Below are 13,849 nucleotides of genomic sequence, written 5' to 3'. Positions count from 1 at the left end.
AACCAAAGCGAAGTCGTTGATCTCGTGCACCACGTCCTGGGACGGGTGGCCCGTAATGGCGGTCTTGTATTTGCGCGGCAGGTTGGCCAGCTCGGGGTCACCGATGAACCGCTCGGCGAGCTCGTGGATCAGCGGCGTGGGATCGATGATCTCGTCCTTGGCGATACCCGCAACCGGGGAGCCGAGGATGACGCGGGGAACGTCGCCGCACGCTTCGGTGGTGGACAGGCCGATGGACTCCAGGCGGCGCCAGATCTCCGGCACGTCTTCGACTCGGATCCAGTGCAGCTGGATGTTCTGGCGATCCGTGAGGTCGGCCGAGCCGCGGGCGAAGTCCACGGAAATCTGGCCGATGACGCGAAGCTGCTCTGTGGTCAGCGCGCCGCCGTCGATGCGCACGCGCAGCATGAAGTACTTGTCTTCGAGCTCGTGCGGTTCAAGCGTTGCGGTCTTGCCGCCGTCGATCCCGGGCTTGCGCTGGGTGTAGAGGCCCCACCAACGGAAGCGGCCGTGAAGGTCCGTCCCGTCGATCGAATCGAAGCCCTCTTTGGAGTAGACAGACTCAATGCGCTCACGGACGTTCAGTCCGTTGTCTTCCTGCTTCCAGGTTTCGTTGGCATTCAGTGGCGCGGTGCCGTCAACCTTCCACTGGCCGTGGGGCTTGGCGGCAGGGCGGGTGCGCGCCGGACGCGGGGGAACTGCGGTGTCCGAGGACGCACCGGCTACAGCTGTATCTGTCATACATCGACTGTAGGTCTGGCCAGATTTAGCCAGCAAAGGTCCGGAAATGCTAAGTCACCTAGGGAAACATTTCGTCACGAACACGCCCGCGGCCTTGTCCGGAGGACCTGTTCTATGCAGGTCCATACAGCCGCTTTTCCGCGTGGATAAAGGTTAGGAGAGCCTTTCCAATACTGCGTCGTACCGTTCCAGCGCGATCTCCGCGAGCACCTTCGACGGCAACAGTGGCGCCGCCACAACATCGGCCCCGGCCTTGGCCAACTGGTCGTGGAAATAGCCGGTAGCCAACAGGTACGAGGCAATAAAGACCCTGCCTGCTGGGCCGTCCGGTTCGGTGGCGAGTTCGGCACGCAAGGAGGCGACGCCGTCGGGCACTGTTGGCTGGGCACTTGCGCCATAGGCCACCCGCACCTTGTTGGGCAGCAGGTCTCCGAGCAGCCTCGCCTGTTCCTCCGAATCAACCGAGCCGTCCGGAAGGGAGGAGCCAGCGGCAGCCAGCAGCACGCCGTCGTTCTCCTCCAGTCCGGCCGCGCGCAAGTGGGTGGCCAACAGCTCAGCCAGCCGCGCGTCCGGTCCCAGCGGCTTGGCAGCCACAACCTCGGGCCGGGTCTTGATTGCTTTGGGGACGTCCACTTTGATGTGGAAACCGGTTGAGAGCAAAAGCGGTACGACGACGGCGGGAGTCCCCTCGGGCAGGCCCTCCACCACGCCGCCCAACTCGGGTTCCTGCACGTCAACGTACGCCTCAACTACGCGCAAACCGGGGCGGAGGGCTTCGATGTCGGCCATGACCTGCCGGATGGCAGCTTGCCCATCGGTGTTCCGGGTTCCGTGGGCGCAAGCGATCAAAACGGGGCTGTTCATGGGAGCTAGCGTAACGTTGAGCCAGCATCTATTGAGAGTCGTATCCAGAAAGAACCCGTCCACTTGATTTCCATCGACATCGTCCTTCTTTGGCTCGACCTGGTTGGCGTGTTCTTCTTCGCGGTCTCAGGATCCTTGCTGGCCGCCCGTAAACAATTCGACATTGTGGGCTCGGTACTCCTCGGGTCCATCGTGGCCCTGGGTGGCGGCGTGATCCGCGACATCATCATCAACGCCGGCCCACCCATCGCTTTCACGAATCCGGCGTACCTCGCTCCCCCGCTGCTGGCCGCGATGCTGGTCTACTTCCTGTTCTCCTCGGTCCAGCGCTTCACGTCGCTGCTGACCCTGTTCGACGCCGGTGGGCTGGCCCTGTTTTGCATCACCGGAACACTGAAGGCCCTCACCGCGGGGATGAATCCCGTGGCCTCGATCCTGCTGGGTGTCACTACGGCCGTGGGCGGCGGGTTGCTGCGGGACATTACTGCGAACGAAATTCCTACGCTGTTCAACGCACGCGATCTTTATGCCCTGCCTGCGTTTGTAGGGGCCGGCCTCACCACGCTCCTGTGGCATCTGGGTAACTTCACCGGGCTGACCGCATGCGTTGTGGCTGCGGTTGTCTTCGCCTTCCGTGTCACTGCCTGGCGCCGCAGCTGGCATGTACCGCTGGCCGTCCGCGGATGGCACCGCCCCGGAGCTGGACCGGGCGCAATTTCGGGGGCCCGGGATTAGCTAGGATAAGAGCATGACTGACATGTTCCTCGAGAAGTTCCGTGCGCTGGTCCCAAAGTATCTCGAGGATGAATGGCAGGAAGAAGACGGCCTCACGCCTGAGGAACTCGATGACGCCCTCGCCGATCACTCCTTCACCATCCCGCTGGTTCTCCGCGAGTTCTACCTCGCAATCGGCGGTTGCGAGGACCTCATGGAGGCCTACCACTACTTCTGGGATCCCGAAGAGCTCGAGGTCGATGACGAGGGCTTCCTCATGTTCCTTGAGGACGAAGAAGAGCAGTTCACCTGGGGATTCCGCACAGCCGACCTCAGCATCCCGGACCCCATCGTCTGGCGCCGCAACAATGCCCGCGGCCAGTGGAAGAGCGAAGAGGGCACCTTCTCCGAGTTCGTGTTCGACATGTTCGAGTGGGCGTTCAACGACGACGAAGACTAACTTCCAGTTTTGATGCAGCCCTTTCCCTGACCTTGCCTGTCAGGGTGGGGGCTGTTTTGTTTGCGGGGGGGTGTGCGGCTGCCACCCACTTTGATCGCTGGATGGGCCTAACACGCCGTTCAGAAGGGCGTGTCGCTGGAGAATTGCGGTCAAAGTGGGTGGCGGCGGTACCGCCGCAGAGAATGCTTACGACGGCGGAACCCACCCGGGTGCGTATCTCGCCGGGGCAAAGCGGCCGGCTTCCCTCTTGCGCAGGACTGCCAGGACTTCACCCACCATGCGCTCAGGGTGGTGAACGACGTCCGCATAGTAATAGCGGAGGCATAATAGCCCTCCCCGCATGGCTGCGTTGTTCCTGTACTGGTCCTTCTTGACCTGTTTCCGCTCAAGGTGGGTGCCGCCGTCGAGTTCTACGATCAGGCACTCGTTGACGAGGCAGTCCACCTCACCCACCCCCGGCACGTCCACGTGCATCTGAACCTTGAGGCCCGCCTTGGTGAAGTGTGTATGCGCCAGCACCTCGAGGAGGGAGTCGGCACGCGGAAGAACCAAGTCCAAGCTTTCCCGCATCCTGCCGTTTCTGTTGCCCGGAAGCTTTGACCTCAGGAAGTCCGTGGAGAGCAGTGCAAGGCTGACTGCACTCTGCACCATGACGAGCGCGTCGAGTTCCGGCAAGCATCGGAGGGCATGGATCAACACATCTGCTACCCCTGCAACAGGCAAGTAAGGATGATCGGGGTGCAGACGGGCCCCGTGGTGGACCACTCGTAGCCTCGCCAGTCCTGTGCTGCAGCTTAGATGGACTTCCTCTGCTCCCCCAAGAGTCCAGAGGCCATAGAACCGCGCGGCAGAGACGCAGGTGATCACGCCGTCCGCTCGAAAGGCAGCGACTACGTCCGGGTCGGCCTCCCTGAGCGTGTAAACGCCGCGGTGCAAACGCTTGACGGCCCCGGTACTGACAGCCTTCGCGAGGACCCGCTGGGAGAATCCCGCCTTCCTGAGGGTTTCCGTCCTGGCTGTTCCGTGCCGGCTTCGGAGGAATGTGGTGAGGTCCATGTAGCCATGCTGGGTTCGACACGGCCCTTCCGGTTGCCGAAATTGCCCCTATGTGGACAACCGCACGCACCTCCACCACCCGCTTTGCCGGCCTAGGAGGGCAGGACACGCCCCCTGTGGTAGCAACCCCCGCACTTGGAACTCAAAGTGGGTGACACCGGCACCGCCCCTGAAAACTGGAGCGACCGACCACGCTCCGCACTGCCTGTAAATCAGGCCGAAAAGGATAAAAAACCATTGACCCAAAGAGTTGCATATGTGACAGGATTGTCATAAGCTTTTCACGGATCCACTAAATGCCTCCGGTGGGTCTGATGCGAACGGAGATTGTGGTCCCGGTTCGGTGCAGCGTATGACTCGTAACGTTGCAACGAGCCGGGGCCATTCCGTTTTTGCGTGGACCTCGCACTTTGGCGCGTACGGCCACCACCCACTTTGATTCCCCAGACCACCCAACACGCCGAAACTATAGGCGAGCCGTCCCCTCAGACCCACAAAGTAGGTGATGGCGGTACGGGATTCCCTCGACAACGGCGCCCCGGGGCCCAGCTAGGGTCACGACGGCCTGCACTTAGTACCCGGACACAAAAACAAGTACCCGGAAACAAGAACAGGCGCCCAGCCAGAAGACCGGACGCCTGTCAAGAAGTGGAAAACTAGCTGCTGCGGTCCACCACGGCATGCGCGAAGTTGGTCAACGACGCCTTCACCACACCCTCGGGCAGCGGGGCCAAGGCAGCCACGGCCTCGGCGGACCACTGGCGGGCAATCTTCCAGGACTCGTTGGTAACCGGGTGCTCGCGCAGGCCTGCCACGGCCTCAGCCAGGGCTTCGTCGGAGGACAGGTCGCCGTCGATCAATTCCAGCAGAGCACTGGCGGAGGCATCCCCTGCAGCCGCGTCACGGCGGAGCAGCAGCACGGGCAAAGTGGGCACACCTTCACGGAGGTCGGTGCCCGGGGACTTGCCGGACTTGACCTTCACGCCGGTGACATCAATGACGTCATCCGCGAGCTGGAAGGCAACGCCCACCTTCTCGCCGTACTCCACCAGCAGGTCCTCGTAGGCCTCATCGGCGCCGGCAAAGATCGCACCGAGCTGACCGGACGCTGCCACCAGGGAACCGGTCTTGTCAGCGATGACGGACAGGTAGTGCTCCACCGGATCCTCGTCTTCGCGCGGTCCCACGGTTTCGTGGAGCTGGCCGAGGCACAGACGTTCGAAGGTTCGGGCCTGGATGCCCAACGCCCTGGAGCCGAGTTCGGACACGAGGATGGAGGCGCGGGCAAAGATCAAGTCACCGGTGAGGATGGCCACCGAGTTGCCCCAGACTTCATGGGCCGTAGGAGCGCCACGGCGGAAGGGAGCGGAGTCCATCACGTCATCGTGGTAGAGCGTTGCGAGGTGCGTGAGCTCCACAACTACTGCAGCCTGGACAACCTCGGAGCGTGAAGCATCGCCAAGGTGGGCGCACAACAGGGTAAGGAGGGGGCGGATGCGTTTGCCACCGGCTTCCACCAGGTGACGCGACGTCGCATCAGCCAGGGGGTCCGAGTTGGAGATGGCTTCGCGGAGCTTCTTCTCAACCCGGGCAAGGTTGGTGGTGATGGCAGGGCCGAGCTCGGCATCGCCGGCGATGGCGGCAAAACCGGCGGGCAGCTGGAGTCCCGTTGCGATCGCAGTGGTGTTGGGAGCAGGCTCAACAGAGTCCGGCAGGCCGTGCCCGGCATGCGTCCAGCTGTGTTCGGCAGAGTTCGTCACGGAATAACCCTAACTAGTTGTTGCGGAAACCGCGGAGTCGGTGCCTGCCGGCGTATGGGCGCGGGCAGTGGAAGTGTTGGAGGTGGCCGGAACCAGCATCTCAAGGACCCGGATGACGCGGTCTTCGAAACCCTTCGCGGCTGGGTCGGTGAGGTTGGCCAGCATGCGGACCACAAAGCGCATCAGCACAGGAATCGGCATCCCGGTCCGCAGTGCAAGCTTCATCACGGCCGGCTTGCCTATGAGGAAAGCAAAGGCACGGCCCAGCGTGAAGTGCGAGCCCCACTGGTCCCGCACGTAGTCGCCGTACCGCGAGAGGTGCGCATCGGCGTCGAGCGTTGACCAGCCGGCCGACGCCGAGCGGGCGGAGGCGTCAATGATGAACTCTGCCGCGAACCGGGCGGACTCCATGGCGTAGGAGATGCCCTCGCCATTGAACGGAGACACCATGCCGCCGGCGTCGCCCAACAGAAGCAGCCCGGGTGAATAGTGCGGGGTGCGGTTGAATCCCATGGGCAATGCGGCGCCGCGGATCTCGCCCACTTGGTTTTCCGGCGTAAAGCCCCAGTCAGTCGGCATGCCGGCGGTCCATTCGCGCAGGACCTGCTTGTAGTCCAGCTTGCCGAATTCCTTGGAGGAGTTCAGGATCCCGAGACCCACGTTGGACGTGCCGTCACCGACCCCGAAGACCCAGCCGTAGCCGGGCAATGGCTTGCCGGACTTGCCGGGCAGTTCCAGCCAGCCTTCCATCCAGTCATCGTTGTGACGCGGGGACGTGAAGTAGGTTCGCACCGCGACACCCAACGGCCGGTCGTCACGCTTGTGCATACCCAGCGACACGGCGGTTCGGGTCGAGTTTCCATCCGCAGCGAGCACGACGTCGGCATGGAAGTCGCGCGTCTCGCCCGTCTTGCGTCCGGACTCGTCAAGGATGGACGCCCGGGCGCCGATGACACGGCCGTCGTCGGCGGTCAGTGCGGAAGTAACGCTGTGGCGTTCCAGCACGACGGCGCCCGCGGACTCGGCATGCCGGGCCAGCGATTCGTCGAAACCGAGCCGGGTGCGGATCAGGCCGTACGTGGGAAAGTCGGAAACCTCGGGCCACGGCAGCTCAATGGTGCGTCCGCCTGCAATAAGGCGAAGGCCCTTGTTCCGGCGCCACCCGTCCTCCACCGTGTGGGATAGTCCCAACTTCTGGATCTCGCGGACAGCACGGGGCGTAAGGCCATCGCCACACACTTTTTCACGGGGGAAGGAGGTCTTTTCCAGCACCGTGACGTCGATGCCCGCCTGGGCGAGGTAATACGCAGCGGTGGATCCGGCCGGGCCCGCGCCAACAATCAGTACTTTCACGTCGTCCTAAATCAGCAGGCGGTACGGGTTCAGCCGGCCTGTTGGCGCGGTTTGATCTGGCGGCGAAGCTTGGCCACGGGAACGCTGTCGCGATGCTCGGCCGGCTTCTGTGCGCGGTGCACGGCGACGATGCCACCGCTGAGGTTTCGGTACGTGATGTCCGTCCAGCCTGCATCGCTGAGCCACTGGGCCAGGTGGTCCTGGTCCGGCCATGCGCGGATGGACTCGGCGAGGTACACGTAAGCGTCCGGGTTGGAGGAGACCTTGGTGGCGATGGCAGGGAGCGCACGCATGAGGTACTCGGTGTAAAGGTTGCGCCACAGCGGCACTACGGGGTGCGAGAACTCTGCGATGACCAGGCGGCCGCCCGGCTTGGTGACGCGCAGCATTTCCTCAAGGGCCTTGCGGGGTTCAACAACGTTGCGCAGTCCGAAGGAGATGGTGGAGGCGTCGAAGCTGTTGTCAGCGAACGGCAGGTTGGTGGCGTCTCCGGCAATGAAGTCGATGTCCGGGCGGCGGCGCTTGCCCACTTTGAGCATGCCCAGGGAGAAGTCGCAGGCCACGACGTCCACACCGGCGTCGGCGTAGGGTTCGCTGGACGTTCCGGTTCCGGCGGCGAGGTCCAGGACTTTCCGGCCCGCCTTCACATCCATGGCATCCACCACGATCCGGCGCCAACGGCGCGTCTGCCCCATGGACAGGACATCATTGACGACGTCGTATTTTGGGGCGACATCATCAAACATCGTCGCAACTTCGTCCGGACGCTTTTCCAAGGATGCTCGGTTCACCTTGTAATTGTCTCAGACATTCAACGGACTTTGCTGCGCTGTAGAAGTCGGCTCAGATTCTGGTTGCCTGCGGGAGTACTGTTGTTCCATCATGACGAGCACGCTCCGCACCTTGACAGTCCCCCTCGATGTTGAATCATCCTCCGGGGGGCTGCCGTCGTTTCTGGTGCGGGACGACGTCCTTTGCTGGTCCCGCCGCGAGGCCGGACTGGTGGGCTACGGCGAACTGACCCGCTTCAACGCCACCGGGCCCGAGCGTTTCCTCGAGGCCGATATCTGGTGGCGGCACCTCATTCTTGAGGCCGAAATCACTGATCACGTGGAGCTTCCAGGCACCGGTCCTGTGGCTTTCGGCTCGTTCGCCTTCTCCAAAACCTCCCCGCACGTGTCCCGCCTGATCCTCCCCGAACTGGTGGTCGGGATCCGCGATGGCCGCGCGTGGGCTACCCAACTAACGTTCGACGACGACCCCCTCACCGAAGCGGGCGTCCTCGCCTCCGTGCACCGCTGGCTGACCGAGCCGGAACCAAACGGCGAGGACTCAGCGGCAGGAGGCTCCGACGTCGTGCCCTCACCGGAGGCGGTCACGGCGGACGGTTCCGCCGGTCATTTGAGTTCAGGTTCCCTGAGCTCCGGTTCCCTGAGCGAGGCCGCCTGGATGCAGGCTGTTTCCAACGGCGTGGAGGAGATCCGGGCCGGCAAGCTGGAGAAGCTGGTTTTGGCGCGCGACGTCGTCGCTACCCTTCCCGAGGGCGTCAACGCTGCGGAGGTACTTCGCCAGCTCGCCGCCAGATACCGCGAATGCTGGACGTACGGCGTGGACGGCTTGGTGGGCGCAACACCTGAGATGCTGATTCAGGTGGAGGGCCGCACTGCGCAGGCCCGCGTGCTTGCAGGAACCCTGGATCGCCGTGATGCCGACGGCATGGACGGCTCCCCCATGGAGTATGCGGAGCGTGTCCTGGCTGGATCCGAGAAGCAGCGGCATGAGCACGAGATTGCGATTGATTCCCTGACCCGGCAGCTGGCTCCTTTCTCCGAGGCAATGAACTCGCACAACGAACCGTTCATTTTGGAGCTGCCCAATGTGTGGCACCTCGCTTCGGATGTGAAGGCTGAGTTGGCCGACATCGAGGGCCATGTGCCCACGTGCCTGGCCCTGATCAATGCTTTGCATCCCACGGCCGCAGTGTGCGGGACCCCGACGCTGGTTGCCGGTGCCTTGATCCGCAAACTCGAACACCTGGACCGCGGCCCGTACGCCGGCCCTGTGGGTTGGCTTGATGCCGCCGGCAATGGTGAATGGGGCATCGCCCTGCGCGGTGCGGTGATCGAGGACGCCAACACGGTCCGGCTGTATGCAGGATGCGGGATCGTTGAAGGCTCGCAGCCGGAGGCCGAACTGGCCGAAACATGGGCGAAGTTCCGGCCGATGCTCGAAGCGTTGGGGATTCGCCGCTAAATCCGGGATCCCGGACAGTGCCTCCTCGCAGGTGGTTGATTAGTGAGTAAACTTGTTATCCATTAGTGAAACTTCGTTTCCTGTGATGCACATCTCACGTTCGGCGCTACACTAAAACCGACTCAGTTCAGCATCCACCGCAACAAAAGGTAAACAACATGCAGATCTCCCGTTCGGTTCTGTCCGGCACCAAGATTGCCGCCGTGCTCGCAGCCGGCGCCCTGGCCCTGACCGCCTGTGGTGGTTCCTCGACCCCCGCGGCCACCAACGAATCCGGCATCGCGCTCATCAACGCAGGCAAGCTCACGGTCTGCTCGGATGTTCCCTACGAGCCCTTCGAATTCCAGAAGGACGGCAAGATCGTCGGCTTCGATATGGACATCGCCGCCGAGATCGCCAAGGACGTCAAGGCCGAACTCAACGTGGTGGACAGCTCCTTCGAAGCCATCGAGACCGGCACCGCCCTGACCGGTTGCGACGTCTCCATCTCCTCGATCTCCATCACCGACGTCCGCAAGAATGTCATGGACTTCTCCACCCCGTACCTGGACGACGACCTGACCCTCGTGGCAACGTCCGCCTCCGGCATCACCAACCTTGATGGCGCCAAGGGCAAAAAGGTGGGCGTCCAGCAGGCCACCACCGGCGCACAGTACGCCAAGGACAAGGGAATCGACGCCCAGCAGTTCGAAGACACCGGCCTCCTGGTCCAGGCTCTCAAGGCCGGCACCATCGAAGCCGCCGTGGGCAACCAGTCAGTCCTGGGCTATGCCATCAAGGACGATTCCAACCTCAAGCGCGTTGAAGACTACGCAACGGGCGAGAAGCTGGGTATCGCCATCAAGAAGGGCAACACCGCGATGACCGATGCCGTGAACGCCACCCTGAAGCGCATCACCGATGACGGCACCCTGAAGAAGTTCGAGACCACCTGGTTCGGCGAAGCCACCAAGTAGTCCGAGCCCCGGCTCCCCCAGATCCACGCAGGCGGGCCCCGAAGCGATCTGTTCAGGTCCTTTCGGGGCCCCACCTGCGCAACATGAATGTGAGAACCCCATGGCAATGACTGCACGTCAACGAGCCAAAGTCAGTTTGTACGTCCAGGCCGGAATCTTTGTTGTGGCCGTGGCCGCCGTAATTATTGCCGTGGACTGGAAGACGATCGGCACCAGCGTCTTCAACTTCGCCAAAATCGGCCCGATGTTCCCGGACATCTTCCTTGTGGGCCTCAAAAACACCCTGATCTACACGGCACTCGGGTTCATTGTGGGCTTGTCCGGTGGCCTGCTGCTGGCACTGATGAAGCTTTCATCGTTCCCGCTGTACCGCTGGTTGGCCACGGGCTACATCGAGTTCTTCCGCGGCGTTCCGGCCCTGCTGGTCTTCATCGCGTTCGGCTACGGCGTACCCCTGGCCTTTGGAATCCAGTGGGACGTCAACATCATCGTGATGGTTTCGCTGGGTATGGTTGCTGCCGCGTACATCGCTGAAACCCTTCGCGCCGGCCTCCAGGCCGTGCCCAAGGGCCAGATGGAAGCCGCCCGATCGCTGGGCATGCCGCACTGGCGGGCCATGGTTTCGATCGTTATCCCCCAGGCGTTCAAGATCGTCCTGCCGCCGCTGACCAACGAAATCATCCTGCTCACCAAGGACTCCTCGCTGATCTACGTACTGGGTCTCACAGCCTCCCAGTACGAGCTCACCAAGTTTGGCCGCGATGGCATCTCCAGCCTGGGCGCCGGCCTGACGCCGTTGCTGGTAGCCGGTGCTTTCTACCTGGTCATCACCATCCCCTTGAGCCTCCTGGCACGGAAGTTCGAAAGCCGCTCCGCGCGGACCAAGCGATAGGCAGGACAGTCATGAATAACTCCACTGGGAGCACGGCCACCGTTCGCGCCGCCGGCGTCAATATCAAAGACCTGCGCAAGTCCTACGGCAGCAACGAGGTCCTCAAAGGCATCTCGCTGACGGTTGAACCGGGCCAGGTTGTCTGCCTGATCGGACCTTCGGGTTCGGGCAAGTCCACCCTGCTGCGCTGCGTCAACTTGCTGGAGCAGCCGAATGCGGGCACCATCAACGTTGGTTCCTTTGAGGCCACCGACCCCGACGTCGACCTCAACAAGATGCGTCAAAGCGTGGGAATGGTGTTCCAGCACTTCAACCTCTTCCCGCACCTCAGCGTCCTGGACAACTGCACCATTTCCCAGACGAAGGTCCTCAAGCGGTCCAAGTCCGAAGCTTCGGAGGTGGCGCGCCACAACCTCGAACGTGTTGGACTGGGGCACCTCGCCGACCGTTTCCCGGACCAGCTCTCCGGCGGCCAGCAGCAGCGCGTTGCCATTGCCCGTGCCCTGTCCATGGACCCGCAGCTCATGCTCTTCGATGAGCCCACCTCCGCTCTGGACCCCGAGACCGTGGGCGACGTCCTGGCTGTCATGCGCAAGCTGGCCCAGGAAGGCATGACCATGTTGGTGGTCACGCACGAGATGGGCTTCGCCCGCGAAGTTGCCGACCGCGTTGTCTTCATGGACGCCGGCGTAGTGGTGGAAGAAGGGCCGGCGGAGAACGTCATCAGCGCCCCCACCCAGCCGCGTACCAAGGAATTCCTGCGTCGTGTTCTTGACCCGACGCACATTGGGGTGGAGGAAGCGTAGCTTTCCCGCACTCCCCCGCTGACGGGCGGGCGCACTCTTCGTGAGTGTTGCCCGCCCGTTTTTGCGTTCTTGTGGGCGCTCTTTTGTTTCCCCGGCGCGCCCGTTTCCGCCGGGCGGGAACGGGCACGAGGCTTGCCGGCGTTGGCCTCAACCGGCGGTCAGGACCTGGCTCACGGCTCCGGAGATTGCTTCCTTGATGCGTGCATGGAGCGCACGCAAGCCCGCCCGGTCCACGCGCACCTCCACAATGGTGCGTCCCTTCACCGGTGACTTCAGCGCCGCAGCAAGTTCCGCCGTCGTACTCACCGCTTGGTGCCCGATGCCGTACGCCGCCGCAAGCGCCGCGATGTCCACGGAGTGCGGGGTGCCAAAGAGGCGTTCGACGGCGGTGCCGTAGGCGCCTGAGTCTTCAACCGCACCGTGCTCCAGGAGGCTGAAGATGGCGCCGCCGGAATCGTTGAGCACCACGATGCGCAGGTCCGGGACGGGTTCGCCGTGCCCGAGGAGCAGTCCCCCGGCATCGTGGAGGAAGGTGACATCGCCCAGGAGGACGGTGGTTTCGCGGCCACTGCCCACGGCGATTCCCGTGGCTGTGGCGATAGTGCCGTCGATGCCGGCGAGGCCACGGTTTGCGTTCACGGTGGCGATGGGTTCCGGGTGGGGTTGACCGGCGAGGTCCACATCGCGGATGCCGTTGGAGGAGCCAAGCACCAACTGCCCCCGTGAATGTTCCCAAACGGCGGCACCCACGGATGGGCCGTTGGCAAGCGTCTCCTCCGCAAGCACTCCATCCAAGCCGTGCTGTGCCGCTGCGCCGGCGAGGAGCCAGGAGTCCAGCCACTCGGCAGGTCCCCGGCCCGCGAATTCGGCGAGCTCGGGAAGGGTCTCGAGCGGGGTTTCACGGCGTCGGCCGGCCTCGTACCAGGCAACGGGAACGGGCTGGTAAATCGCCGATTCCACCGATTCGCTTGCCAGCAAGGCGGCCACCGGGCGGGACAGAGTGGCCCGGCCAAACAGGACCACACGCTGGATCGGGGTTCTTGATCCGGGTCCGAAGTGCGCCAGCAGTACCCGGTATGGGCCCACCGCATTTGGTCCGAAGCGCGCGTTCGACGACGGTTCAGCCAGCAGCGGCAGACCATGGGCACGGGCAAACGCTTCAGCCACGGGGCCGGCGTCGTGGCCAGCAAGGACCACGGTACGTCGCTCGGCCAAGTGCTCCGGTGCCGCCGGAAGATCCAGCGTTTGAGGACCGACGTCGTAGTGGAACACGCCGTGTCCAGCAGCGGCTGGAAGTGCGTCGCCGTCGGCCGGTACCAGCGGGTCCCGGAAGGCAAGATTCACTTGGACAGGACCAGGCGGGGTGTCCTCGAGGGCCCCGGTGGCCGCATATAGTGCGGTGGCAACGGCCTTTTGGGGATGGTCTCCAGCCGGGACGTCGACGGCGAATCTCACGTGATCGCCGAAAAGGTCCAGTTGAATGGTGGTCTGGTTGGCCCCGGTTCCGTGAAGTTCTTCAGGGCGGTCGGCGGAGACCACTACAACGGGAACGGCCGAATGATTGGCTTCCATGACAGCAGGCAGGAGGTTGCCAACCGCGGTTCCGGAAGTGGTCACCACTGCCACCGGTGCCTCGGTGGAAAGTGCCAGGCCCAATGCTGTGAAGCCGGCATCGCGTTCATCGATGCGCACATGCAGCCTGACCCGGCCTGCAGCTTCTGCTTCAGCGAGAGCGTACGCCATGGGTGCAGACCGCGAACCCGGCGCCACCACCACGTGCCGCACACCGCCGTCGAGCAGTGTAGAAACGGCGATCCGGGCGGCGCCGATGGATGTCAGAGAGTCCTGGGAAGTCACCGTTCCAGTCTATTGGCGCCCGCCCCACCCCTCTCCCACATCCCTAACGCTTCCAGCCGTCCCTCTCCCACATCCCTAACCCTTCCAGCCGTCCCTCTCCCACATCCCTAACCCTTCCAGCCGTCCCTCTCCCACAT

The 13,849-nt window shown here is 63.4% G+C and carries 12 protein-coding genes and 1 pseudogene; 6 read left to right on the top strand and 7 right to left on the bottom strand.

Features of this window, described 5'->3' with window-relative positions; genetic code table 11:
• Both HP499_RS12485 and HP499_RS12480 read right to left on the bottom strand, forming a co-directional pair.
• A pseudogene (locus HP499_RS12485) lies at nt 1–741 on the bottom strand (nitrite/sulfite reductase); the annotation flags it as partial.
• Between the two features lie 153 nt (nt 742–894).
• Nucleotides 895–1,668, bottom strand: coding sequence for a sirohydrochlorin chelatase (locus HP499_RS12480; protein WP_172324373.1), 774 nt, complete (start codon nt 1,666–1,668; stop codon nt 895–897).
• Between HP499_RS12480 and HP499_RS12475 the strand changes: the two genes are divergently transcribed.
• Both HP499_RS12475 and HP499_RS12470 read left to right on the top strand, forming a co-directional pair.
• On the top strand, nt 1,669–2,340 hold the full coding sequence (locus HP499_RS12475) for a trimeric intracellular cation channel family protein (RefSeq protein WP_172324372.1): 672 nt from the start codon (nt 1,669–1,671) through the stop codon (nt 2,338–2,340). It begins immediately after the preceding gene.
• Nucleotides 2,341–2,353: 13 nt separating this feature from the next.
• Nucleotides 2,354–2,779 (top strand): hypothetical protein, encoded by a 426-nt coding sequence (locus HP499_RS12470; RefSeq protein WP_172324371.1) that lies wholly within the window; start codon nt 2,354–2,356, stop codon nt 2,777–2,779.
• Nucleotides 2,780–2,965: 186 nt separating this feature from the next.
• Here the strand turns inward: HP499_RS12470 and HP499_RS12465 are convergent, their stop codons facing one another.
• From HP499_RS12465 to HP499_RS12450, 4 genes are all read right to left on the bottom strand, one after another.
• On the bottom strand, nt 2,966–3,835 hold the full coding sequence (locus HP499_RS12465; RefSeq protein ID WP_172324370.1) for a type IV toxin-antitoxin system AbiEi family antitoxin domain-containing protein: 870 nt from the start codon (nt 3,833–3,835) through the stop codon (nt 2,966–2,968).
• A gap of 656 nt (nt 3,836–4,491) precedes the next feature.
• Nucleotides 4,492–5,595: a polyprenyl synthetase family protein gene (locus tag HP499_RS12460; protein WP_172324369.1), complete on the bottom strand. Its 1,104-nt coding sequence runs from the start codon at nt 5,593–5,595 to the stop codon at nt 4,492–4,494.
• A 9-nt stretch (nt 5,596–5,604) separates the two neighbouring features.
• Nucleotides 5,605–6,948 (bottom strand): geranylgeranyl reductase family protein, encoded by a 1,344-nt coding sequence (locus HP499_RS12455; protein ID WP_172324368.1) that lies wholly within the window; start codon nt 6,946–6,948, stop codon nt 5,605–5,607.
• A gap of 29 nt (nt 6,949–6,977) precedes the next feature.
• A complete protein-coding gene (locus tag HP499_RS12450) occupies nt 6,978–7,739 on the bottom strand; it encodes a demethylmenaquinone methyltransferase (protein ID WP_172324367.1) in 762 nt (253 codons plus the stop codon).
• 91 nt (nt 7,740–7,830) lie between these two features.
• Here HP499_RS12450 and HP499_RS12445 point away from each other — a divergent pair, with 91 nt between their 5' ends.
• The 4 genes from HP499_RS12445 to HP499_RS12430 all read left to right on the top strand — a co-directional run bounded on the left by HP499_RS12445 (nt 7,831) and on the right by HP499_RS12430 (nt 11,855).
• Nucleotides 7,831–9,201: an isochorismate synthase MenF gene (locus HP499_RS12445; protein WP_172324366.1), complete on the top strand. Its 1,371-nt coding sequence runs from the start codon at nt 7,831–7,833 to the stop codon at nt 9,199–9,201.
• A 158-nt stretch (nt 9,202–9,359) separates the two neighbouring features.
• On the top strand, nt 9,360–10,157 hold the full coding sequence (locus HP499_RS12440) for an ABC transporter substrate-binding protein (RefSeq protein WP_172324365.1): 798 nt from the start codon (nt 9,360–9,362) through the stop codon (nt 10,155–10,157).
• A gap of 100 nt (nt 10,158–10,257) precedes the next feature.
• Nucleotides 10,258–11,049, top strand: coding sequence for an amino acid ABC transporter permease (locus HP499_RS12435; RefSeq protein WP_172324364.1), 792 nt, complete (start codon nt 10,258–10,260; stop codon nt 11,047–11,049).
• Between the two features lie 11 nt (nt 11,050–11,060).
• Nucleotides 11,061–11,855 carry an amino acid ABC transporter ATP-binding protein gene (locus tag HP499_RS12430; RefSeq protein ID WP_172324363.1) on the top strand — a complete coding sequence of 265 codons (795 nt, stop codon included), beginning with the start codon at nt 11,061–11,063 and terminating at the stop codon, nt 11,853–11,855.
• 147 nt (nt 11,856–12,002) lie between these two features.
• On the opposite strand, the gene menD is transcribed toward HP499_RS12430, so the two are convergent.
• A complete protein-coding gene (menD, locus tag HP499_RS12425) occupies nt 12,003–13,712 on the bottom strand; it encodes a 2-succinyl-5-enolpyruvyl-6-hydroxy-3-cyclohexene-1-carboxylic-acid synthase (RefSeq protein ID WP_172324362.1) in 1,710 nt (569 codons plus the stop codon).
• Nucleotides 13,713–13,849 lie beyond the last annotated feature (137 nt).

This window comes from Paenarthrobacter sp. CM16 (assembly GCF_013179505.1).
Lineage (GTDB): Bacteria > Actinomycetota > Actinomycetes > Actinomycetales > Micrococcaceae > Arthrobacter.
The sequence above is the reverse complement of the archived record's forward strand: the minus strand, read 5'-3'. Positions and strand labels throughout refer to the sequence as shown.

Coding starts and splice junctions, on each gene's coding strand:
- HP499_RS12465 (WP_172324370.1), bottom strand. CDS start 3,835: ATGGACCTCACCACATTCCTCCGAAGCCGGCACGGAACAGCCAGGACG.
- HP499_RS12435 (WP_172324364.1), top strand. CDS start 10,258: ATGGCAATGACTGCACGTCAACGAGCCAAAGTCAGTTTGTACGTCCAG.
- HP499_RS12445 (WP_172324366.1), top strand. CDS start 7,831: ATGACGAGCACGCTCCGCACCTTGACAGTCCCCCTCGATGTTGAATCA.
- HP499_RS12430 (WP_172324363.1), top strand. CDS start 11,061: ATGAATAACTCCACTGGGAGCACGGCCACCGTTCGCGCCGCCGGCGTC.
- HP499_RS12470 (WP_172324371.1), top strand. CDS start 2,354: ATGACTGACATGTTCCTCGAGAAGTTCCGTGCGCTGGTCCCAAAGTAT.
- HP499_RS12440 (WP_172324365.1), top strand. CDS start 9,360: ATGCAGATCTCCCGTTCGGTTCTGTCCGGCACCAAGATTGCCGCCGTG.